The sequence below is a fragment of the Paenibacillus daejeonensis DSM 15491 genome, assembly GCF_000378385.1.
In the GTDB taxonomy this organism is placed as follows: domain Bacteria; phylum Bacillota; class Bacilli; order Paenibacillales; family Paenibacillaceae; genus Paenibacillus_D; species Paenibacillus_D daejeonensis.
On the sequence record NZ_KB899659.1, the window covers coordinates 858,662 to 883,164 of the forward strand.

Annotated in this window: 17 protein-coding genes; 1 reads left to right on the forward strand and 16 read right to left on the reverse strand. The window is 55.6% G+C overall.

The features are described from left to right. Positions 1-2: 2 nt before the first annotated feature. The 3 genes from addA to F556_RS0104200 all read right to left on the reverse strand — a co-directional run bounded on the left by addA (position 3) and on the right by F556_RS0104200 (position 8,984). A complete protein-coding gene (gene addA / locus F556_RS0104190; RefSeq protein WP_020615647.1) occupies positions 3-3,869 on the reverse strand; it encodes a helicase-exonuclease AddAB subunit AddA in 3,867 nt (1,288 codons plus the stop codon). Then, positions 3,859-7,416, reverse strand: a complete 3,558-nt coding sequence (gene addB / locus F556_RS0104195) for a helicase-exonuclease AddAB subunit AddB (RefSeq protein WP_020615648.1) — start codon at positions 7,414-7,416, stop codon at positions 3,859-3,861. The genes addA and addB overlap by 11 nt, the downstream gene beginning before the upstream one ends. Positions 7,417-7,589: 173 nt before the next feature. Beyond that, entirely contained in the window at positions 7,590-8,984 is a 1,395-nt protein-coding gene (locus F556_RS0104200; protein ID WP_020615649.1) for a class I SAM-dependent rRNA methyltransferase, read from the reverse strand. A 140-nt stretch (positions 8,985-9,124) separates the two neighbouring features. On the opposite strand from F556_RS0104200, the gene F556_RS0104205 reads away from it, so the two are divergent. Further along, positions 9,125-10,123 (forward strand): Na/Pi cotransporter family protein, encoded by a 999-nt coding sequence (locus F556_RS0104205; RefSeq protein ID WP_020615650.1) that lies wholly within the window; start codon positions 9,125-9,127, stop codon positions 10,121-10,123. Here F556_RS0104205 and F556_RS0104210 read toward each other — a convergent pair. From F556_RS0104210 to F556_RS0104270, 13 genes are all read right to left on the reverse strand, one after another. Beyond that, on the reverse strand, positions 10,110-10,538 hold the full coding sequence (locus F556_RS0104210; RefSeq protein ID WP_020615651.1) for an NUDIX hydrolase: 429 nt from the start codon (positions 10,536-10,538) through the stop codon (positions 10,110-10,112). The two genes, F556_RS0104205 and F556_RS0104210, sit on opposite strands and share 14 nt — an antisense overlap. A gap of 23 nt (positions 10,539-10,561) precedes the next feature. Further along, on the reverse strand, positions 10,562-11,917 hold the full coding sequence (gene mtaB / locus F556_RS0104215) for a tRNA (N(6)-L-threonylcarbamoyladenosine(37)-C(2))-methylthiotransferase MtaB (protein ID WP_020615652.1): 1,356 nt from the start codon (positions 11,915-11,917) through the stop codon (positions 10,562-10,564). 3 nt (positions 11,918-11,920) lie between these two features. After that, positions 11,921-12,685: a 16S rRNA (uracil(1498)-N(3))-methyltransferase gene (locus tag F556_RS0104220; protein WP_026297104.1), complete on the reverse strand. Its 765-nt coding sequence runs from the start codon at positions 12,683-12,685 to the stop codon at positions 11,921-11,923. A gap of 102 nt (positions 12,686-12,787) precedes the next feature. Continuing rightward, the gene (gene prmA / locus F556_RS0104225; protein ID WP_020615654.1) at positions 12,788-13,765 is read right to left on the reverse strand and encodes a 50S ribosomal protein L11 methyltransferase; all 978 of its coding nucleotides are present in this window, start codon (positions 13,763-13,765) and stop codon (positions 12,788-12,790) included. A gap of 98 nt (positions 13,766-13,863) precedes the next feature. Next, complete coding sequence (gene dnaJ / locus F556_RS0104230; RefSeq protein ID WP_020615655.1) at positions 13,864-14,988, reverse strand: molecular chaperone DnaJ; 1,125 nt, start codon at positions 14,986-14,988, stop codon at positions 13,864-13,866. 121 nt (positions 14,989-15,109) lie between these two features. Continuing rightward, complete coding sequence (gene dnaK, locus F556_RS0104235; RefSeq protein ID WP_020615656.1) at positions 15,110-16,957, reverse strand: molecular chaperone DnaK; 1,848 nt, start codon at positions 16,955-16,957, stop codon at positions 15,110-15,112. 98 nt (positions 16,958-17,055) lie between these two features. After that, positions 17,056-17,685, reverse strand: a complete 630-nt coding sequence (gene grpE / locus F556_RS0104240) for a nucleotide exchange factor GrpE (protein ID WP_020615657.1) — start codon at positions 17,683-17,685, stop codon at positions 17,056-17,058. Between the two features lie 65 nt (positions 17,686-17,750). Further along, positions 17,751-18,776: a heat-inducible transcriptional repressor HrcA gene (gene hrcA, locus F556_RS0104245; RefSeq protein WP_020615658.1), complete on the reverse strand. Its 1,026-nt coding sequence runs from the start codon at positions 18,774-18,776 to the stop codon at positions 17,751-17,753. 131 nt (positions 18,777-18,907) lie between these two features. Further along, positions 18,908-19,369 carry an N-acetyltransferase gene (locus tag F556_RS0104250; RefSeq protein ID WP_020615659.1) on the reverse strand — a complete coding sequence of 154 codons (462 nt, stop codon included), beginning with the start codon at positions 19,367-19,369 and terminating at the stop codon, positions 18,908-18,910. 121 nt (positions 19,370-19,490) lie between these two features. After that, positions 19,491-20,651 carry a radical SAM family heme chaperone HemW gene (gene hemW, locus F556_RS0104255; RefSeq protein WP_020615660.1) on the reverse strand — a complete coding sequence of 387 codons (1,161 nt, stop codon included), beginning with the start codon at positions 20,649-20,651 and terminating at the stop codon, positions 19,491-19,493. Positions 20,652-20,750: 99 nt separating this feature from the next. Then, entirely contained in the window at positions 20,751-22,565 is a 1,815-nt protein-coding gene (gene lepA, locus F556_RS0104260) for a translation elongation factor 4 (protein ID WP_020615661.1), read from the reverse strand. A 79-nt stretch (positions 22,566-22,644) separates the two neighbouring features. Further along, the gene (locus F556_RS36020; protein WP_020615662.1) at positions 22,645-23,100 is read right to left on the reverse strand and encodes a hypothetical protein; all 456 of its coding nucleotides are present in this window, start codon (positions 23,098-23,100) and stop codon (positions 22,645-22,647) included. An 18-nt stretch (positions 23,101-23,118) separates the two neighbouring features. Beyond that, positions 23,119-24,336, reverse strand: a complete 1,218-nt coding sequence (locus F556_RS0104270; protein ID WP_020615663.1) for a stage II sporulation protein P — start codon at positions 24,334-24,336, stop codon at positions 23,119-23,121. Between the last annotated feature and the right edge of the window lie 167 nt (positions 24,337-24,503).

The window sequence follows — 24,503 nt, forward strand, 5'->3', positions numbered from 1 at the left end:
CTTTATGAATGATTGTTAGCTGACAAACGCACCGATTGACCACCATCAAAGAAAAAGACATGACACTCCGCTACCGGTTTCTTCAGTATGGCTCCGACGGCCTCGGCGTACAGCTCCAACTGAAACCGATGGCGCTCGGCGGCAGCTTCCCACTGATTCATGACGATCCGGTCAGTCTTATAATCTACGAGCACCAGACCCTGGTCGTCCTCAAACAGGCAGTCGATGACCCCCTGAATCAATACCGGCTCTTCAGCCGCCGCTGGATCGATTGCAGCTTGCGGGTAGATACGGGAAGCCGGCAGCGTGCAGCTGAACGGAACCTCGCGCCTAACCCAGTCCGCTTGCAGCATCCTTACGCCTATTGGACTGTCAAAATAGGATACAATCGCTGCCAGATCCACCGCTGCCGCCTGTTCAGCTGTAAGCAGACGCCGCTCCTGCATCTCGGTCAGCAATACCTCAAGCGATGCTATTGTAACGGCGGATGTGAGCGGGATGTGCTGCATGACCAGATGGCTAACCGTACCTCGCTCGGCGGCTGTAAGCGCCCGCTCCTCCATGAAACGCGGTCGTCTCAGCTTCAAAGCGCCCGGCGGCAGCGCACCGGGTTTGGCTCCGCTGCTGCCGGGCAGGCCGTCACCTCGCGCCTCATCCAATGTTACCGCACCTTCGGCATGCCCCCACTCTGCCTGGAGCCGCTTCATCTCCGTAACGGACGTTTTGGCGGCTAGCGCGGTTGCTGCCTGATGCGGGTATCGCCAGGAGAGACGTTGATCGATGTCCTTTGTCCACTCCTCCTCGCCCTCTGCCAGGAAAACGCCTGATGTCAAGGCCTCCAGCACCTCTTGGCGCCGGACGGTATCCTCGGGATCCACCTCTTCTGTCGCAGCGGCGTAAGCGGCATAGATTGCTGCGGGTACCAAGGCGCAGGTCCAGCCCTGTCCCCCCTCGGCAACCGTAAGCTGCCGGGCAGGAAGCTCACCCACCAGCGGCAGCAGCCAATCCATAAATCGCCGAGCCGCTGCCAGCGAGAAGTCTGGAATGACCGCTGCCGGGCCTGTATCCTGCCATCTTGCCAACTGCTTCCCAGCATCCGCGAGCGTACCTACAAGAAACAGCTTTTCCTTCGGGCGTGTCATAGCAACATAGAGAATTCGCATTTCCTCGGCCAACAGCTCCATCCGCTGTTTACGCCGGATGGCCAGTTGAGGCAGCGTTGGATAGCTTACTCTCACCTCGCTGTCGACGTGGCGCGGACCGTAGCCAAGATCTTTGTGCATTAAAAACGGCCGGTTTAAATCCTGCATATTAAACTGCTTGCCTAGTCCAGCTGTAAAGACGACGGGGAACTCCAGTCCCTTGCTGCGGTGGATCGACATGATTCGAACCACATCCTCCTGCTCGCCGAGTGCTCTGGCAGTGCCCAGATCTCCGCCGCGTTCCCGCATCCGGTCAATGAATCTCAGGAAGCGAAACAATCCCCGAAACGATGTCTCTTCATATTGCCTTGCACGATCATGCAACGCCCGCAAATTGGCTTGACGCTGCAGGCCGCCTGGGAGGCCGCCCACGAAATCGTAATAGCCGGTCTTGCGGTAGATTTGCCATACCAGCTCAGCAAGCGACCCCTGTCGCGCTTCTTCCCGCCATAGCTCCAGACGTTCCAGAAACAAGCTCAATTTGCTTCGTACAGACTCAGACAGCAGAACATTGGAGGCCGCTTGTCTCACTGCATCATAGTATGAACCTTTGCGAGCCTGAACGCGAATCGCTGCGAGCTCCTCCGCATCCAAGCCAAACAGGGGCGATCGCAGGACACCTGCCAGCGGGATATCTTGGTATGGATTGTCTATGATACGCAACAGAGAGAGCATGATCTCAACCTCAGTCGCATCAAAATAACCGGTGCTCAGCTCTGCATAAGCCGGTATTCCCTGTGCCTGCAGCTCTTCAATTATGATCGGCGCCCATTGGCTGGTCGCACGCAGCAAGATAACGATATCCCGCCAGGCGAGCGCCCGGCTGGTCTGCCGTTTGCCATCATATACGCGGAACGGCGGCTCACCTTCTTCGCCTTCACGCAAACGCCCGATTTGAGCCGCGATGTAGCGTGCTTCCAACTGCGCGGTTTGCAGATCAGAGAGGTCTTCTACAGCATCTAAATCCTCCGTTTCTCCTTCTGAAGCATCTATGGCCTTCTCGGCTTCTGCCCGGTCCAATACAGCCAACTCGACACGGTAAGGCCCGCCCTGCTCGCCCGCTGGCGGGTAGGACGCGCCGCTGACCAGCTCGGCAGCCCGGTCATAGTCCATCTCGGCGACCGTTTCCCGCATGATAGCCCGGAACACATCGTTGACGCCATCGACAACCTGCGCACGGCTGCGGAAGTTTCTCGCCAAATCAATCCGTAGCCCCATTGGTTGCGATGGAGCTGCGTACGCTTTGTATTTGGCCAGGAACAAACCCGGCTCTGCCAGTCGGAAGCGGTAGATGCTCTGCTTGACATCACCTACCATGAAGCGATTCCCCGGCTCCTCCCGGGCAATCAGCTGGACAATAGCCTCTTGCACCCGGTTTGTATCCTGGTACTCGTCCAGCAGAATCTCATCGAATTGGCGGCGGTATTCGAGCGCCGCGGCTGATGGCAGGGACATCTCCGGTGTTGAGGCCGGCGAGCGAAGAATACGCAGACAATAATGCTCCAGATCGCCAAAGTCCAGCAGGCCTTTGCCCCGCTTGGCTTTCTCGTAGCGTACGCCAAAGTCAATGACCAGCGTAGCCAGGGCCTTCATCTGAGGAGCTGCCTCATGAAGCTCCTCCAGAAAATGCTCTGGCGGACGGCTGAACAAATCCGAAACAAGCTCTCCGATCAGCTTTTTGACCTGATCTCTTAGAGACTTCACTTGTTCCTGCAACAGCTTGTCTATCTCTTGGCCGCGCAGCGCCTTGAGCTTGCCAAACGCCGCTGTTCGAAACTCGTCGTACCATGAGGACCAGGCGCCGGCATGAACGGCTTCCGCCAGCCGCTCGACCAGCTTGAGATCCTCCTGCAGGGTGGGAAGGTACCCCTCGGGTCCACCTGGCTGGCCAATGACTCGGATCGCATCCTCCAGCATGTCCTTGGCTCCTCGGAGCACCAGCTCGACATCTGTGGTCAGCGCCTTGACCCACTCACTGTTGCCCAGAGCTTCGACATCCGGCGCTTCGAATGCTGCGGCCGTCTCCAGAAGCCAATGCTCAGGCCAGGGATTACTGCGTGAGAAGTCGTACAGCTCCTGCACCAGATGATACAGCGGCTCATCTCCCCGCTCCCCTCCGTAGTCATCTGCGAGACGGAGGAAACCGAGGTCGACATCAGCTGCTGCGTACCGTTCTTCGAACAACGTGTCCAGCACATCAAGCCTCATTAGCTCCGCCTCGGTTTCATTGGCGACGCGAAAACCGGGATCGAGTCCGATCATCGGGTAGTACCGGCGGATGACATCGAGACAGAAGGAATGAAGGGTTGTGATGGACGCACGATTCATCATGGCAAGCTGCCGGCGCAAATGCTCGGATTGCGGCTGTCGCTCAAGAGCGCGCTCCAGCGCCAGCCGAATTCTTTCCTTCATCTCCGCAGCCGCTGCCTTCGTGAAGGTAGCCACCAGCAACCGGTCCACATCGGTATCTGCGGAAATCTTGCGTATAATCCGTTCCACCAGCACGGCAGTCTTGCCAGAGCCGGCGGCAGCGGCGACTAGAATGTCACTGCCACCGGCTACAACGGCATGCCATTGCTCATCTGTCCAGGTGCTGCCTTGCGGCTTGGGAGGCAGCTCGTCCGTTGCAGGCATGATATGTGATTGTCTATCCTCTTCACGTTCCATCGGGTAACTCTCCCTCCTCTTGCCCACCGACCTCTGCTGGCTCCTCTGCCGTTGCTGCACGCTCGGCCAGCGTCAGCCACAGCTCGTCCTTGCCCTGCTTGCGCAGCCGGACATAGTCGTTGCCTTCGAAGAGCGGATCGAACTGGCAGACCGGCTTGTAGGAGCAGAACGTACAGGGCGACTGCGCGCCTAGCCGATACGGTGTAATGGCTACTTCACCACAGGTAATGCGTTCACCGATCGTACGGATGGTGCTGCGCACAGCATGACGCAGTGTCTCCCATTGCTCGCCAGTGACGACAGATGAACTGCCGTAGAAGCCGCCGTCCTTCTTGATCGCTACGGGCAGCAGCTCGGAGTGCCCCGTACCCAGCCCTCCATCCATCATGCGGATGGCTTGCTCATCAGCAAGCAGCAGTCCTTTGAGCTTGAAGCGCTTGAGGATTAGCTGCCGGGCCTCTTCGCCCTCCAGACGGTTGGAGGCGAGCAGCATCGGGTTATGCACATGAAAATAGAGTACACCTGCGGCTATCGCCGGCTGACCGAGCCACGCTGGGGCATGCGTTAATAGCACATCGAGGTAGGTAAGCATCTGCAGAGATAGCCCGTGCACCACTTCCTCCAGCCGCAGGGAGGTGGACGAAGATTTGTAGTCGATAACCCGCAGCAGCATCCCATCCTCGGTCTGCGCCGCATCCACACGGTCGATCCGACCGATAATCTCCATCGTATGCCCACCTGAGAGCGGAATCTCCAATGCAGGCAGCGTACCTGTCTTACCGCCGAAGTCCAGCTCCAGTCCTACAGGTGTAAAGCTCGCCCGTCTCGCATGCTCTCCCAGAATTACCGCAGCCTGTGCAACGATGGCTGCCAGCTTGCGGGCGATGTATTGAAACCGGCTGCTGCTTAGCAGAATCTCGGACTGCAGGCGCGGCGCCAGCTCCTCAACCGCTTTGGCTGCTCGTCCTCTGATCTGCTCTTCGGTCTGCGATCCCCAGCTCTCGGCCATTTCTGCGGCCAATCGACTAAGCGCAGCATGAAACAACTGGCCGATATCCGGCGCGTCGAGCCGGTACAGACGTCTCTCCTGAAGCCGCAGGCCATGGATAGCAAAATGCTGGAACGGACAGGATACAAACCGCTCCATTCGCGACACGCTGGCGCTGAGTCGCTCCCCATACAGCTGGCTGGCGGTTTCGGCGGCTAGCGGCGATTCTTCATTGCTGTAACGCAAAGAGGAAACGACAACCGTCAGCCTGCGGCGCCACTCGGGTCTGGCTGCATACCAGTTGTACACTTGCCACCAAAGACCGTCGATCGCCTCGCCTTGATGCCAGTGGCGAAGCTGGGCGATTAGCCGGGACATCGTCGGTCCGGGACGCGCAACGTAGGCGAGCTGTTCCTCCGGCGCCGAGCCTCGCTCCGGCTCGCCAGCAAGGACATGCTCCTCCAGCCCCGGGAACATCTGCTTCAGGTGTCGGATAATCTCTGAGGGCAGCAGACTTTTCCCTTCGGTATCCGAGGCAGGATAACTGATCCACAGATGACGCGAAGGCAGTGTCAGCGCATTGTAAATCAAGAAACGTTCGTCCAACAGCCTCCGGCGTACCCCAGGAGCCATAACGATTCCATCACCTGCCAGCCGCTCTCGCTCTGCCTCTGTCAGAATGCCATCCTCCTGGACGCGCATCGGCAGCACGCCATCTACGGCGCCTAGAATATAGCAGATCCCGATATGTCCGGTTCTTGTTCGTTCCATGTTGCCCACCAACACCTGGTCGAGCGAAGGTGGTACAGCAGCCAGCTTCAGCGAGGACAGGCCGGCTTCCAGCATGCCAGCGAAGAGTTCGCGCGAGATTTGTTCCTCACCTGCCATCTCCACCAGTTGGTCCAGCAGATCCATGATGCCTTCCCAGAGCTGCCGGTGCTCGCGGGCACGGCGCAGCTCGCCTCGCTCAGCCGCCTCTCTGCTCCACCGCTCCATCCGCTCGGCCGCCTCCGTATGATCGAGCAGCCGGTACAGAGCCTCACACATCTCTCGAACGTTGGCGGCTTGCTTGAGGCGCTGACCAAATCGCCCCAGCGGCCCCACGATCAGCTCCCGGCAATCCATCACTTCATCAAAGGCTCGCTGTTGACCTGCCCGCACCTCTTCCGGACTCCCGTCGAGGGAATCCTGAATCAGTGGACGCCAACGCTTGCGGTCCAGCCATCGGGAACCGTCGATTCCGCTGGCGAGGATGTAGTTCTCCAGCCGGTCCATCGCCTCCCGCTTGACCAGGCCATCCTCTGGCAACAGCATCTCGGTCTTGATGCACCGGAATATCGCATCATAGCGCCAGCCCTGCACCACAGTCTCCAGCGCCGAGCGAACAAACTCCACCAGCGGATGATGGTGTGCGTCACTCTTCTGATCCAGGAAGTAAGGAATGCCATACTCCGTGAACGTCTGCTCTATGTAGTCTGCGTAGCTTGCGCTGTCTCGCACCATAACGGCCATGTCCCGCCATCTGCAGCCGCCGTTCCTAACCCGCTCAATCATATCGCGTGCGACAGCTTCAACCTCCGCCCGCCGGTGTACAGCCTGATGAATCGATATCCCTCGCTCCACCTGTCCGTCTGCCTGCTTGGCCTGCAGCATCGGAATACGCGAGACAAAATGACGTTCCAAGTGTGCCAAATCCGGCCGCTGATCAAATCGTACTGGAGGCTCCTTATCCAAGATGATATCCGGCTGCCGGGCAACTTCCAGCCGCTCAGCGAGCTCCTGCAATTGAATGTAAGTTTCTGCTGTCGGATGGAACAAATCCAGCTCATGCGGACGCTCACCTGGCCCATACGGGCGGTCCAGCGTCAACGTAACCGTCACCTCATCGGCCTCTTGCAGCAATACCCCTAGCGCCTCCAGCTCACGCGGCGTGAACCCGTGGAATCCATCGATCCAAATCTTCGCGCCACGCAGAATGGACGATTGTGCGCCCCCATGTGCCAGCCAGCTCAAATAATCCTCAGAATCAAGGTAAAACCCGGCCAGCTCTGTTTCTAACTGTCCGTAGATCAGCTTTAAATCCTCCAGCTTTCGTTCCAACAGCGGACTGATGGCTGCACCAACCGCCGTGTAATCCTCAATGGTCTCCGGCGCGATGGCATAACGCTTCCACTCTGTCAGCAGCTCGCCCAGCCGCTCGATAAAGCCCTGCTGCTCGCCAGCGCCTTGATAGAGCTGCAGCTGCGGACCGATCCGGTGGAGTATCTTGTACAACATCATATGCTTGCCGTCCTCCGTGATCGGCACCAGAGCCGAGCCACCGGTCTCCTGCATGACCCGGAAGGCAAGCCTGCGAAAGCTGAGCGCCTGTGCCCGAATCGTACCAGCCAGCCCTTCGGAGCGTGCGAGCGCGTATTCCGTCTGGAACGTCGCCTGTTCCGGCACCAGCAGGATCAAAGGATCGCCCTCGGCTTGCTGATGCAGCTCACGGAGCAGTTCGTCCATACATAATCTTGTTTTGCCAGCCCCGGAGCGTCCCAGTACCATGCGAAGCGTCATTAGCTCAGGCCCTCCTTCCCTCTATCTTCATTGGTGCTACTATTCTATCATATTCAGCCCTTGCTTTTCACCCGATCCTCCAAACATGCGTTCCGCATTCCAAAACACACGAAGAAGCCGTCCCTCGGCTCCTAGCAGAGCACCAAGACGGCTGTGGTTCGGGATCGGCAAGTTTACCGGCTCCGCACTTCAAAAATGCCAAATTTGAGGTAATGACCCTCGCTAACACCAAGCAGCTGAGGATGATCCTTGCCAGCCGTGCGCCACTCAATCAGACGCAGCAGCTTGCCCGCGTCGCTGGCGGCCTCCTGAATCGCCTGCAGGAACATCTCTGGCCGCATGTGATAGGAGCAACTGGCCGTGACCAGGTAGCCGCCTTCATTAACAAGCTTCATCCCGTGCAGGTTGATGTCCTTGTACCCCCGCATAGCGCCTGCTGCAGCCTGTTTGGTCTTGGCAAAAGCTGGCGGATCCAGAATGACCACATCCCATGTCCGGCCTCCGGATCCAAGCGGCACACTGGTATCTGCTCCACCGCCAGCGCGCTTGCGTCGCTCTTCTATGCCCTTGGCCTGTTCGCGCAAGTAGGCGAAAGCATCCGCCACTTCGAACTCGACGCGATCTTCAAAACCGTTGCGCGCGACATTGCGCTTTGCCGTCTCAATCGCATGCTCGGATACGTCCAGACATGTGACCTTCTTGGCTCCGTATTTGCAGGCATGCAGGGTGAAGCTGCCCGTATGGGCGAAGCATTCCAGCACGGTTGCACCATCCCAATACGGATAAGTAACCAGCTTGCCTGCCTTGTTCACAGGCACGACTGCCTCATGCGAGCCAGCCTCGGGCTGAATCCAGTAATCGTCAGGCAGCTGATCTACAGGACGTGACTGGGTGCGGATGCCACTGCGTGCCCCCCAGCCACGCATCAGAGGAGCGATGGAGGCGCGGTTTTCTCGCTGATCATAGAAGTATCCGGTTTTCTGACCTTTCTCGATATCCACTTCTAGCAGCAGGCCGTTTTCCTCGATCTCAATCAGCCCTGGCGCCTCGCCATAGAGTACGCCGACACGTGGCTCCAATCCTTCCAACGTACGAACGCCAACATCGCTCCGTTCATAGATGCAGGCGGGCTTGAAGACGTCCAGCAGCGCGGCAAGCAGAATCTCCCGGCGCACCTCCATCCCGAGACTGAGAATCTGCACGACCAACGTACTGCCGAACCGGTCAACCGTCAGGCCTGGCAGATAGTCGGCTTCTCCGTAGACCAGACGGCAATCCTGTGAAGCAGCGAGAAACCGCTCGCGATGCGCAAGAGCTTGACGTAACCGATCTGTAAAAAAGGCCAGATCCATCTCCACTGGTTCGTAGGCCACGATGCGCACGACGATGCGAGATTGCGGATTCCAGTAGCCCGTAGCCAGGTATTTCCCTTTGTGATCCACGATGTCAACCAGAGCTCCGGGCTCGGCTGCGCCCTCCATGCGGTCCACTTCATTGGCATAGATCCAGGGCTGCCCTTGCTCCAGCCGCGGCTTGCGGCCGCGCTGCAATATGATTGATGCTCTCATTTCTTGCCTCCAACCTTTTCGGTGCTGAACACCGGTCTTTTTGAATCTCCTTATACCTGTGCTGATGGCTTCCCCGCATGCCTGTCTTCCTGTTCGCATACAATGTACGAGCATTCTGTACATGAAGGAGGTGCCTTGTGATGCTGCTGTCGATTATGCTGCCCATGCTGCTTGGATTTGCCGTGTTTATGCTCGGGATGAAAGCGATGGAGATGGCCCTCCACCGGCTTGCCGGGCCTTATCTGGGAGCCGTGCTCCGCCGCAGTACCGATACCCCGCTGCGCGGTGCCATTGTCGGCACTGCAACAACCGCCATCCTGCAGAGCAGCACGGCGGTAACTGTCATTACAATCGGCATGGTTAGCAGCGGCTTACTGACCTTTCGGCGCTCGCTTGGTATCGTATTGGGCACCAATATCGGCACTTGCCTGACAACCGAGCTAATCGGTCTGCAGCTGCATCGGCTAGGCGCTCCCCTCCTGGCCTTCTCCATCCTGCTGTGGGTCTTAACTGTCGTGTTGGATGAAGGCCGCGGCAGGCATGGAGGCTCGCGTCCCGGCACATTCCCGCATTCTCTCCGGTACAGCGCAGTAGCAGCAGCCGGATTCGGACTGCTGCTGGTTGGTATGACGATGATGCAGAAGCTTGCTCCTGTCATTGAGGCAAGTCCCCTATATAGCTGGCTTCTGGACCGCGCGGGTGAGAGTCTGTGGTGGGGACTGGCAGCTGGGGCCGTTCTCACAGCACTCGTTCATAGCAGTGCAGCCGTTATCGCCATGATCATGGGACTGGCTGCAACCGGAGCGATGCCTCTGGAGCTCGCCGTCGCCGTCGTCCTCGGTGCAAATGTCGGCACCTGCGCAACCGGCCTCTTGGCCGCTTGCGCCAGCTCAAGCGCCGGAAGGGCGGTTGCCTTGGCCCATGTCGTTTTGAATCTGGGCGGTGCTCTTCTCTTCGCCCCGTTCATTCCAGAGCTGGAGGGGCTGGCCCGGGCACTCTCGGAAGATCCGGCAGCACAGGTCGCCCACGCTCAGACCTTATTCAATATCGCCTGCTCGCTGCTCGCCCTGCCACTCTGCTATCTGCCAATCTGGCGGGAAGGTCCCCCGAAGACAGTGAACCCCGTTAACGGATCTTGACGCCTAGCAGACGCAGCGCGCCAGCAACAATCCGATCATTGTTGTCATAGCCTGATTGCCGCTGACGGCGCCAGGCTTCCTCGGGCGCGAACCAATCGACGCCACGGATTTCTTCCACCTGTGCCTGAAGGGTACCGCCGACCGCCTCCACCAAATAATAATGCACTTCTTTATTGACCTTGCCTTTGATTTCATCATGGTACTGATATTTGATCTGGTCGATCGGCTCGATAATCTTGCCCTCGATGCCCGTCTCCTCCACGATCTCGCGCAAGGCGGTCTGCTCGATCGTCTCGCCTGCCTCCATCTTGCCCTTGGGGAGCGAGATCTTGCCGTACCGGTCCTGGATAAGCTGTACCTGCAGTCCACCCACTGTCCGGCGGAATACAACGCCCCCCGCAGAGTATTCGACCATCGTATTCCCCTGCCTTCCTCTTCTTAGACGACCGAAGCTGTCCGCAGCTGTGCCGGGGCTGATTCCGTAACGGCCACCAGCTCGCCTCGGCATTCGTTGACCCCTGCCTCGGTAAGTCTTACCTGGCAGAGCTGACCAATCAACGATTCACTGCCCTCGAACACGATCTGAATGTAATTACCCGAATAGCCCATAATCATACCTGCCTCTTCATCCCCCTTGTGCGCACGCTCCGGAATGACGTCCAGCACCTGACCGACATGATGACGGGCATAGTCCAATTGCATGCGCTCTGACAGATCGATCAGCTGGTGGACACGCTCATGCTTCACATCTTCATCCACCTGATCCTCCATACGGGCTGCAGGGGTCCCTGTCCGTTTGGAGTATGGGAACACGTGCATCTCGGCAAAACCGATTTCTTCCATGAACGCATACCCTTCACGATACATTTCTTCCGTCTCGCCGGGGAAGCCGACAATAACGTCAGTTGTAATTGCAACGCCCGGCATAGCTTCCTTCAGTCGGCGAATCTTCTCAGCAAACTCAGCTGTCGTATACTTGCGGCGCATCCGTTTGAGTACCGCATCGTTACCTGCCTGCAGCGGAATATGAAGATGACGGCACATTTTCGGTGAACGATTCAGCACCGCAATGACTCGCTCGTCAATTTGGCTGGCCTCAATGGAACTGATGCGAATCCGCTCCAGACCGTCCACCTTGTCAAGATCCTCCAGCAGATCGGCAAGCCGGTAAGCCTCGAGATCGTCGCCATAACCCCCGGTATGAATACCCGTGAGCACAATTTCCTTGTAGCCGGCTTCGACAAGCTGACGCGCCTGTGCAAGCACGCTCTCCGGCGAGCGGCTGCGCGAGAGACCACGCGACCATGGAATGATACAGAAGGTACAGAAGTTGTTGCACCCTTCCTGAATTTTCAGGAACGCCCGGGTACGCTCTGCGAAATCCGGTACGTCCAGTTCTTCAAACTCGCGGGTTTTCATAATATTGCGCACCGCATTGACCGGTTGACGTTCTTGCTGATATTGGTCGATAAAGGACATCAGCTTCTCACGGTCCTGGGTACCTACAACGAGGTCTACGCCTGGAATGGCCAGGATCTCGGCGGGCGAGGTCTGCGCGTAACAGCCCGTCACCGCAATGACCGCATCCGGGTTGCGGCGTACCGCACGCCGTATGATTTGCCGGCTTTTTTTGTCGCCCGTATTCGTTACTGTACACGTATTAACAATATATACATCCGCAGTGGCGTCAAAATCCACTTGCTCATAGCCTTCCTGTTTGAACAACTGCCACATTGCCTCGGTGTCATAGAAGTTAACCTTGCAGCCGAGGGTATAGAATGCAACCGATGGCATCGTCTATAGACCTCCCATTTCTCCGGATTCGTACATCAGGCAGGTCAAGCCTACCATGGCTGCCGTCTCCGTTCGTAATATTCGCTTGCCCAGACCGGCAATCCGAATGCCGCAAGCTTCAGCTTCAGCCACCTCGCGCTCAGAGAAACCGCCCTCCGGGCCTACAATCAACAATACCTTGCGTGGGCTTCCTGGATCAGAACCCGGACCAATTACTTCGCGCAGCCCGCGGGAAGGGGATTCACTCTCCTTCTCGTAGCAGAGCACAATCAGATCATAACCAGCCACTTCCCCAAGCAGGGCCGACCAGGACAGCACGGGATGAATCTGCGGAATCATGCTTCGATGCGCTTGCTCGGCAGCCTCCTTGGCAATCCGCTGCCAGCGTTCCAGCCGCTTGCCTTCTTTTTTGGCATCATACTGTACAACCACACGTTCCGATTGAAACGGGATGAATCCCGCTGCGCCAATCTCGGTCCCCTTCTGGATGACGATTTCCATCTTGTCTCCCTTGGGCAGACCCTGCGCAATGAATACTTGCCAGGCCGGCTCATTGGTCATGGACCGAAGCTCCACGATTTCGGCTGCTACCTCACCGGTCGCGAGCTCCGCAATTTCCACAATGGCTTCCCTGGATTCGCCGTCGCTGACGATGATCCGGTCCCCCGGCTTCATGCGCATAACTCTGGCAATATGATGGGCATCATTGCCGCTGATCGTCACTGTATGAGCTCCGAAGCTCGCGGCATCTATAAAATATCGTTGCATATGCATCCCTCGTTCCGGCATTACAGACTCCAAAGTGAAAGACAGTGAAGCTTGTCAATCATCTATTATAGCATGGTCTTCACTGCTTGATCCACCCTAAGTCTAAACCGGCTTACGGGCAACGAATGCAATCCAGCTGTCTTCGCGATGCCGGCCTTCGATTTGGAATCCGGCAGCAAGCAGTCCTTGCTCGACCAGTTCTTCCTTGTTCTCATAAATCCCCGAAGCAATGTAGGTGCCGCCCGGCTTCAGTGCCGCATAAACATCATCGAGGAACAGCATGATAATCTCTGCGAGAATATTGGCGACCACGAGGTCTACCGGCACTTTTACATGAACCGGAGCGCCGTCAGTCGCGTCGTCATTCTGCAGAACACCGAGCAGATCGCTCAGCTTGACCTGGATTTCTTGCTCCAATCCGTTGAGTCGCGTGTTCTCTGCTGCACTGGATACGGCTACTGGATCGAGATCAAGCGCCAGCACACGGCTCGCCCCCAGTCTGCAGGCACCTATGGCCAGAATACCGGAGCCTGTCCCGACATCAATGACCTCTTCGCCGCCGCTAATGACCGTCTCCAACGTACGCAGACAGAGCGCTGTGGTCGGATGTGTCCCGGTACCGAAGGCCATGCCCGGATCAAGCTCAATGATGCGTTCATCCGGCCCCGCCTCGTAGGGCTCCCAAGTCGGCTTAATCGTGAGCCGCTCGCTAACACGCAGTGGCTTGAAATACTGTTTCCAGCTGTTCGCCCAGTCCTCTTCGTCCACGACTGCCGTCTCCAGCGTGAACTCGCCAGGTTCAATCCCGAATTCCCGCAACCCGCGAATCGACTGGTCTACACTGTCCAGAATCGGTCCCACTTCGCGTTCCTCCAGGAAATAGCCTTTGATAACCGCCTGTCCCTCCGGAATATCATTGAGCGGATGCTCGTACCATTGACCAAGAGACGTGTCGCGCTGGTTGTTCAACGTCCCCGATTCCTCAATGGACACGCCGTCGGCGTCCAGCTCATGCAAGAAATTGGTAATCATCTCGATTGCCTGTTCCGTTGTATGAATCGTAATCTCATGCCATTTCATCACAACATCTCCTTTGCTATAAAAAAAGGCTTTCCTTCAGGTCTGGCGACCCTTGGGAAAGCCCCTGATAGAGGTTTTCAAAAAGTGCGAGGCCTCCGTTATTCTCCCCGGAAGGCCTTCTTCATCCGGTCAAAAATCGATTCGTGATGCTCCTGGTCCTGCGATGGTGACTTCAGGCTGTCTCCTGCAAATTGACGCAGCAGCTCCTTCTGCTCATCGGAGAGCTTGGTCGGTGTCACGACCGTTACCTTCACATGCTGGTCGCCTTGCCCATAACCGCGCAGCTTCGGTACGCCTTTCCCTTTTAACCGGAAATAGGTCCCGGTCTGGGTGCCGGCAGGAATTTTTAGCTTCACCTTCTCGGTCAACGTCGGAATTTCGATCTCGTCCCCGAGCGCAGCCTGCACGAAATTAAGCGGAACCTCGCAATAGATATCGTCTCCGTCCCGTTCGAAGAAATCATGCGACTTCACGCGCAGTACAATATACAGATCCCCCGGCGGGCCTCCGCGTGTACCGGATTCGCCTTCGCCGCTCATGCGGATTTGCGCGCCTTCATCAACACCAGCTGGTATCTTGACGTGCAATTTGCGCTGTTTTTTCACTTTGCCAGCTCCACCGCAAGTGCTGCAGCGATCCTTGATGACTTTGCCCGTGCCGCTACAGTTCGTACAAGCACGACGGTTGACAATACGGCCGAATGGCGTATTCTGCGCAACCTCTTGCTGGCCTGTACCGCGACAAATCGTACACGTCTCTGGTCGCGTGCCCGGCTTGGCGCCAGAACCGTCACAGGTGTCGCAGTTTTCCGTACGAGGAATTGTAATGTCCTTCTCGACGCCGAAGACCGCTTCCTTGAAGTCAATCGTCATCGTGTATTGCAAATCATTGCCGCGCTGTGGCGCGTTAGGATCACGACGACCGCCGCCACCGAAAAACATGTCAAAGATGTCGCCGAAGCCGCCATTAAAATCACCGCCGCCGCCGCCGAAGCCTTGATTTGGATCCACATGGCCATAACGGTCGTAGGTCGCCCGCTTCTGATCATCGCTAAGCGTATCATAGGCTTCTTTAACTTCTTTAAACTTCTGTTCAGCATCACTCTCTTTATTCACATCGGGGTGATACTGCCTTGCCAGCTTGCGGTAAGACTTGCGAATGTCGTCTCCCGACGCATCCCGATCTAACCCCAGAACTTCATAATAGTCCCGCTTCTCCGCCACATGGTCACCTCCTGTTGATGAAAAATAATCGGATGTCCTTACACAAAGCGAAGGTCAAAATCAGGCCACGCCTGACTTTGACCTTGCGCAATCACAACCCTTTACTGACAGATGCCAGTACTTATTTCTTGTCGTCGTTAACGACTTCATAATCGGCGTCGACCACGTTCTCTCTGCCTTTGCCGCCTTCGCTTGCTTCTGGACCTTCGCCGCCTTGGGCTTGCTGCTCCTGAGCCGCCTGCTCATACAGCTTAACGGACAATTGCTGTGCAATTTCCTGCAGCTCTTCGGTCGCTTTGGTGATCTCTTCGAGATCGCCTTCGCCTTCCAGCGCTTTTTTCAGTTTCTCGCTTGCTTCGTTCGCCTTGGCCACTTCGCCGCTATCCGCTTTGTCACCCAGGTCTTTAATGGTTTTCTCAACCGAGTAGATCAGCTGATCTGCCGTGTTGCGAGCCTCTACGAGATCGCGACGTTTTTTATCTTCCTCGGCATTGAGCTCAGCATCCTTCATCATCCGGTCAATCTCTTCGTCGGTCAGACCGCTCGAGGATGTGATTGTGATTTTCTGGCTCTTGCCTGTTCCCTTATCCAGGGCGGAGACGTTAACGATGCCGTTGGCATCAATGTCAAAGGTAACTTCGATTTGCGGTACGCCGCGCGGAGCCACAGGGATATCTCCCAGCATGAAGCGACCCAGCGTCTTGTTATCTTTCGCCATCGAACGTTCGCCTTGAAGCACGTGAATTTCTACGCTCGTCTGGTTGTCTGCATAGGTCGAGTACACTTGCGATTTGCTTGTCGGAATTGTCGTGTTGCGGTCGATCATCTTGGTGAATACACCACCAGCTGTCTCGATACCGAGGGACAACGGAGTCACGTCAAGCAGGACAACGTCCTTCACATCGCCGGTCAGGACGCCCGCCTGTACAGCCGCACCCAGGGCAACGACTTCATCCGGGTTAACGCCTTTGTGTGGATCTTTGCCGGTCAGTTTCTTGATTGCTTCCTGTACAGCCGGAATACGGGTCGAGCCACCAACCAAGACAATCTTATCGATCTGGCTAGTAGACAGGCCGGAGTCACTCAGAGCTTGACGAGTAGGTCCCAATGTGCGCTCTACCAGGTCTGCGGACAGCTCTTCGAACTTAGCACGGGTCAGCGACAACTCCAAATGCTGAGGCACGCCGTCTACCATGGTGATGAACGGCAGAGAGATCGAAGTCGTCATGACGCCGGAAAGCTCTTTTTTCGCTTTCTCGGCAGCATCCTTCAGACGTTGTACAGCTGCTTTGTCCTTGGACAAGTCGGTACCATGTTCTTTTTTAAACTCGTTTACGAGGTAATCAATAATCACTTGGTCGAAATCATCGCCGCCCAGCTTGTTGTCACCACTGGTAGCCTTAACTTCGAAGAAGCCGTCGCCGAGCTCAAGGATCGACACGTCAAACGTACCGCCGCCGAGGTCATACACGAGAATCGTCTGGTCTTCGGATTTTTCCAGACCGTAAGCCAGTGCCGCAGCCGTTGGCTCATTGACGATACGCAGCACTTCCAGCCCCGCAATTTTACCTGCATCCTTGGTTGCCTGACGCTGGCTGTCATTGAAGTAAGCTGGTACTGTGATGACCGCTTGGGATACCGATTGGCCAAGATAGGCCTCAGCATCGGATTTCAGCTTTTGAAGAATAATCGCAGAGATTTCCTGAGGAGAGAACTCTTTGCCGTCGATCGATTCCTTGTGATTTGTTCCGATATATCTTTTGATCGAAGCGATTGTACGGTCAGGATTGGTGATCGCTTGACGTTTTGCTGGTTCGCCGACGATCCGCTCGCCGTCTTTCTTGAAGCCTACAACAGAAGGCGTCGTGCGGTTGCCTTCCGGATTTGGAATAACGACGGCTTCGCCGCCCTCCATCACTGCAACGCAAGAGTTGGTGGTGCCAAGGTCAATACCGATTACTTTACTCATTTGTCTATTCCTCCTTATATGATTAGAGAGCGATGAACGTGCTTCCTGCAAGGACAGTCCGTTCAATAGGCTTACGGAATTAACGTGTTAGACGTGGATTAACCACTTACCTTGACCATTGCCGGTCGCAGCACTTTGTCCTTCAGGATATACCCCTTCTGAACCTCTTCGACAACGATGCCTTCTTCATGCTCATCCGACTCCACCTGCATAATCGCCTGGTGGAACTCTGGATTAAACGGCTGACCTACCGATTCCATCGGCTTCAGTCCTTCTTGCTCGAGCACTTGAGCCAGCTGGCGGAAGATCATTTCGACGCCCTTGGCCAGAGAATCCTGGTCTCCGCCGCCCTGAGCTGCGGCTATCGCACGCTCAAAGTTGTCAACGACCGGCAGAAGCTCGGTAACCAGCTTGCTCGAGGCATATTTCGCCAGTTCTTCCTTCTCCTTGACAGTGCGTCTGCGGTAGTTGTCGAAATCGGCTTGCGCCCGGAGCAGTCTTTGTTGTCCTTCGTCTACTTGTTTGATCAGTTCGTTGATTCTTGGGTCCTGGTCTCCAGACTCATCAAGGTCTGGCGCCGTGCCTTCAGCTTGCTTGGCTTCCTCGACAGGAACCTCGGTACCTTCCGCTGTCGTATTCTGCTCATCCGCTTGGGCAGTGGGCTGTTGTTCGTTCTCTGTATGTTCCGTGTGTTGCGCTTCTTGCGTATGTGGGTCGTTCGCCTTCACGAATGAATCACCTCCTTATCCTGTTCAGGCCGCAGCCTGTTGTATCCCTCATTACCCCAACGAGCTTACTTGTACCACCTGGACAAGGTAGACACCATATCCTTGGACAAGACGTCCAGCAGACTGATGACCTTGCCGTATTCCATTCGGGTCGGACCCAAAATGCCGATCGTTCCAAGCGATTGTCCATCGAGGGAGTAACTGGCTGTAATCAAACTACAATTGCTGATCGCCTGGTGGCCGTTCTCGCTGCCGATCTTGACTTGAATACCATCGGGCAATGAGCCGACCAGCTTCATGAGCGTCGGGGTCTCATCAAACAAATCCAACAGCAGTTTAACCTTATCGACATCCTTGAACTCCGGCTGCGTCAGCATGTTGGTGGTACCGCTGACGTAGACACGCTGGTCACCCTCACGGGCAAGTGCATCATCTAACACACCCAGCAGTTGTTCACAGTGCGTTACATAGCGGCCTAGCTCCGCGCCAACCTCGGAATAAAGCTGGGAGCGAAGACGGGTAAGCGGGACGCCTGCAAGCTTCATATTAAGAATACGAATGACCTTCTCCATCTCCGACATATCCATGCCCGGCGGGATGGAGACCGTGCGGTTCTCGACGTGACCCGTATTCGTCACGACAATTGCTACCGCTGTATCCTCATTGAGCGGGATGAGCTGAAAATGCTTCAGGGAATTACTGAAGATCTCCGGCCCAAGCACGATCGAGGTGTAGTTGGTCAAATTGGAAAGAATCATCGCAGCATGCTGGATGACTTGCTCCATCAAATTCATCTTGTCGGCCAGGAATATCCTGATCCGCTCAAGTTCAAGATCGTTTACTTCGCCGATCTTGACCAGATGATCGACATAATACCGGTAGCCTTTGGTTGAAGGTACGCGGCCGGCAGAGGTATGCGGCTGTTCCAGGAACCCAAGGTCCTCCAGATCTGCCATCTCATTACGAATCGTCGCAGGCGAGAAGGCCACATCTCCACGCTTGGAAATACTCCGCGAACCAACAGGCTCGGCTGAGCGGATGTAGTCATCTACTATCGCATTTAAAATCATCCGTTGGCGTTCTGTCAACATCCTAACCCCTCCTGGTCCAAATCGATTCTCGCGGTCGCCAAGGAGCACTGTCCCGGCTATCGTTAGCACTCCAATCCATCGAGTGCTAATCCGTAATACAAAAATACCAAACCGACTTGGCGATTGTCAAGTCAGTTCAGTATTTTGAGCACGGCAATTTCATCACAGCGATCCTGCTTCGCACAATGAATGCAATCGGTCCAGACCTTCTCGGGAAAGATGTCTTTGCTGACGATCTCATATCCGTTCTTACGGAAGAAATTCGCCTCATAGGTGAGCGCCATAATCTTGGGCAGCTCCTGCTCTCTTGCTTCGCCTTCGAGGAATTGGACCAGCTTGCTGCCAATGCCCTGCCCTTTATGCCCTTCAGAGATTCCGAGAGAGCGGATTTCCACCAGTTCAGCTCCAAGCTGGAATAAGGACCCGCAGCCCACAAATTCGTCATCAATTTCAGCCACCACGAAGGTGTCGATCTGCCTGGCCAATACGTCCCGCGAACGGGGCAGCATGATGCCTTTCTCAGCGTATCCTCTGATCAGCTCATATAATGAATCGACGTCCTCCGGCGTCGCTTTGCGGCATGTTGTCGTCATGAAGCTCCCTCCATCATCTTGCGAACCCGGCCACAAGGGCGTGCCCCAATGAATCAATACGAATAAATATACAACATTAGGAATTAATATTCAACCTCATTTTACTAGCGCTGTGACTGCTTCAATCCTCCAGCACCGTAACAAAGGCGCCAAACACTTCATTGCCTAGCAGCACGCCTTGCTCTGTCAGACGATACCGATCCCCTTCGGCCTCTAGAAGCCCGTCATCTTGCAGCCGCATAATAATATCGCCAAATTGCTCCTCGATGGAGTGACCGGGGAACTGACGACCGAAATCGGTATTGCTTACCCCTTCGAGAAGCCGCAAGCCTACCATCATGAAGTCTTCCATGGCTTCCGATTCGGAGACGTCGCTGCTATCCAGCCGTGGCAGACCGTTACGCGTCGCTTCGATATACGGCTGCACACCTTTGATGTTGACATGACGATGGCGACCGGCATAGCCGTGGGCTCCTGCTCCGAGTCCGTAATAAGGCTCATTGCGCCAGTATATCGTATTGTGCCGGCTCTCAAAGCCAGGTTTTGCAAAGTTGCTGATCTCATACTGCCGTCTGCCGGCATTCTTGAGTTGCTCCATAATGTAGAGATACATCTCCAGCTCTTCTTCCTCTTCGGGGAGAATGAGTTCGTTCCGCTCATACAGTCTATGGAAGAGCGTATTCTCCTCTACCTTCAAACCATAGAGCGAATAATGCGGCAGATCGAGAGCCAAAGCGCGTGCAACACTGTCTTGCAGGGCATCAACGGTCTGTCCAGGCAGTCCGAACATCAAGTCAATCGACAGATTGTCAAAGCCCGCAGTACGTGCATTAGCTATGCTGTTGTACACGTCATCCACGTCATGGATACGGCCGATTCGCTCCAGCAGCACATTATCAAACGACTGAACGCCGAAGCTGAGTCTGTTCACGCCGCCCTCTCGCATGGCCTGCAGCTTCTCCAGGTCGGTCGTGCCGGGATTGGCTTCCATGCTGAACTCGACATTGTCTGCTAATGGAAAATGCCGTTTGACGGCAGCCAGAAATCTAGTCATCTGCTCCGGGGTCAGCACCGTAGGCGTACCGCCGCCAACAAATACGGTATCTATGACTTGCGGGGGGAGCATGATGCTAGTCGCGGCCATCTCCCGCTCCAGTGCCTCCAGGTATTCGTCCACCGGCTGTCCCTTCAGGACGAAGGAGTTAAAGTCGCAATAGTGACACTTGTTCGTGCAAAACGGAATATGAATGTAGACACCTCTAGGCGCCGGTTGTTGTTTCATGGGGAAGCCTCCTTGCCCGCAATTCATTTACAGTAAATCGAGTGTCAAACGAGAAGCAAGGGAGAGCTTCGCTCCCCCTTGTGTTCATCCGGTAATGGTCTAGTCGTCAATCTTCAGGACTGCCATGAAGGCCTCCTGCGGCACTTCGACGCTGCCGACCTGCTTCATCCGTTTTTTACCTTCCTTCTGCTTCTCCAGCAGCTTGCGCTTCCGGCTAATATCGCCGCCATAACACTTGGCAAGTACGTTCTTGCGCATCGCTTTGACCGTCTCGCGCGCAATGACCTTCTGTCCGATTGAAGCCTGAATCGGCACTTCGAACATCTGCCGCGGAATCAGCTCTTTCATCTTCTCGCAGATGACGCGGCCACGGTTGTATGCCCGGTCCCTATGCACGATAACAGATAGCGCATCGACCTGCTCGCTATTGAGCATGATGTCCATCTTCACGAGGTTGGAACGGCGGTAACCGGACAGCTCATAATCGAAGGACGCGTAGCCCTTGGTACTCGACTTCAGCTGATCGAAGAAGTCGTAGACGATCTCCGAGAGCGGAATATCGTAAGTAATGGTGACACGATTGGTGTCGAGGTATTCCATATTAATAAATTCGCCGCGTTTATTCTGGCACAGCTCCATGATTGCGCCGACGAAATCGTTTGGCACGATGATGGCTGCCTTGACATACGGCTCTTCAACGAATTCAATTTTGCCAACCTCTGGCAAATTGGACGGATTGTCGATATCGATCGTCTCACCGCTGGTCAGCGTAACTTTATAGATAACACTTGGCGCAGTAGTAATGAGCGGAATGTTGAACTCACGCTCGATCCGCTCCTGAATAATCTCCATATGGAGCAAGCCCAGGAAACCGCAGCGGAAGCCAAAACCAAGTGCAGTTGATGACTCCGCTTCGTAGCGCAGGGAAGCGTCATTAAGCTCCAGCTTCTCCAGGGCTTCACGAAGGTCATTATAATCCTGTGTCTCAATGGGATACAGACCACAGAATACCATCGGATTAATCCGGCGGTAACCTGGAAGCGGCTCTGGCGCTCTCCGCTTGGCTTCGGTGATCGTATCACCGACACGGGTATCCTTTACGTTCTTGATGCCAGCAATCACGAAGCCGACGTCGCCCACAGCCAATTCATTGACCGATGTCATACGCGGCATGAAGGCTCCAACCTCGAGTACCTCGAACTCAGCCTCGGTCGCCATGAAACGAATACGCGAACCTGGCTTAATGCTGCCGTCCACGACACGCACATAGACGATGACGCCTTTGTAGGCATCATAGTGTGAATCGAAGATAAGCGCTTTGAGCGGATTGTCCGGATTGCCTTCCGGAGACGGCATCTTGGTTACAACCTGCTCCAGAATTTCCTTGATACCAATTCCAGCCTTGGCGGACGCATGCACTGCATCGCTTGCATCCAGGCCGATCACGTCCTCGATCTCCTGCTTTACCCGCTCAGGCTCCGCACTAGGCAGATCGATCTTGTTGATGACCGGGATGATCTCCAGGTTGTTGTCCAGCGCCAGATATACATTGGCGAGGGTTTGCGCTTCAATGCCCTGTGCAGCATCAACGACCAGCAGCGCGCCTTCACAAGCTGCTAGCGAGCGTGATACTTCATACGTGAAGTCGACATGTCCGGGCGTATCAATCAAATTCAAAATATATTCTTCTCCGTCGTCGGCTTTGTAGTTCAGCCGGACAGCCTGCAGTTTGATGGTGATGCCCCGCTCACGCTCCAGGTCCATCTGATCCAATACCTGCTCCTGCATTTCGCGGGATGTCAGGGCGCCCGTAAACTCCAGGATCCGGTCCGCCAGCGTGGACTTCCCGTGATCAATATGGGCTATAATAGAAAAGTTGCGAATCATCTTTTGTCGGTTTCGAACGTCAGTCATGCCTAACCCCCACACGAGTCCATAATACAAATCATTCTGTTCATTATAGCAGTTGGAGGGCTGGCCTTCAACGCATATCTTACTTGGTCAGCGAGTCGAACACCGACACGACCATTCGAATGCCATTATTGGACAACGTCTGCAGCATCCCGGCCGTCTGTTCAGCTACCCGATTGACGGATGGCTCTCGCACCGTACCATAGACTCTCTGAGGCGGAAGCGGTCGATATTCAAACGACCCTGCTGCCGCTCCTCCCACCGAGATGCGCTCCGGTACGCCCGCTGCTGCAACCGGGACACGTACGGGCGCAGGCTCATTAACCGGCAGCGATTGCGTTGGGGAATACGGATTGTCTTCACGTGAAGTATGTGCTGCAGGCTCCTGACGCGCATCGGTTATCTGGGTCGGAATGCGCGAGGTTTCGAGCGGACCATATACAGTACCGATTCCGCTCGTGACCACTTCAATTCCATATAACACGAGGAATACCACCACACCGCCAAGCAATGCCCATTTCATCGCATCTTTTTTCATCTCACCGTTCTCCTCTCGTCACGAAGCTGGGGCAGGCGTACCATCCACCCGCTCAGCTTCCCATATAATATCCGCTATGACCTCCGCCAGAGCATCGGCCGTCCGATTCGATTCCTCCAACGTATTGTCGACGCCGCCGATCTCGATAAGGGCACTCGTCGATGACAGTGACTGGTTGTACTCCCCATTTCCGTTGGCAGACGACTTGCCCCAGATGCCTCTTGATATGCCAGGATATCGCGCTTCGAGCTCCTCATGAATTCGGGTCGCGAACGCTTCGTTCTTCTTCCAATCAGGATTGCCATGGCCGATGATAAAAAATACCTGGGCGTAATCTTTTCCGTGGATGGTTGCCGTTGTATGCTTGCGCCGGTTGGAGTCTCGGTGGAGGTCAAAGAGGTAAGTAAGGTCGCCGTTGGTGGCCATGGCATCCTGGACTGTCTTCATCGAATACTTGTAGAGCAGCTCCCAGCGGTACCCCGGCACTGTTGTCGGATAGTCCTGCATGGAGACCGACGCTCCGATCCCCAGCTCTTCCAGTTTCTCACCAAGATGCTTGCCGACATGCGTGATATTGACATCCGCCGAGCTGGGATCCTTGGTCCCCTCCGGCAGCTCAGGATACCAGGATTCGCGATTATGCGTATGATAGATGAATACTGTATTGCGCTTGGGCTTGATCGAGCCATCATCGGCCGGTTCGGGAGATTCGGTCGGTTCTTGAACCGGGGGCGTCTCCGGGGGGGCGATCGTCTGTCCCGGCTCTGGAATCTCTGAAGGATCTACGGGAATCGGCACCTGGTCCTTGGGCGCGACGCCAGTTCCAGTACCCGAACCGCCTCGAAGCAGGAAGGCTTGGTCACTGCTCATCCCAGGTAATTCTCCGGCAACCAGCGAACGAGGGTCCTGCGGATTAATATCCGTCAGCAGACGCATTAGGAAGGCAGCGGTCTGAATGCCGTTAATTGTACTGGCGGGTCTGTCATTCTCGAAGGAGGGCAGCTCCATGCTGATCATCTCAGCGAACAGCGAGCTGGATACGGCAGCAGCAAAGCCCTTCATTGAACTTACCGGAGAACTGGCTGTATGACGCTGGACAATCCCCCCCACGCCAAGCAGCAAAAAAAACACCATCGAGCAAAGGGATAGGATCGCAAAGGTGCGGCCGGTAACGAGCCACTGACGGATTCGTTCGCTGCGTCTGCTGCCGCTAAACCGGGCAACGAGCTTTCTCATGTTCTTCCTCCCTACTTTCGGTCACGCATCGGTAGGCTGCGCTTAGTCTGCTACCATACTATGAGAGAGTAGGAAATGATAGAACGATAGAAACCAAACTTTTACAAGAATCATAGAAGGTTCGGTTTTGATCACGAAGCTATTTCAAGGAGATGATTCGGCATCGA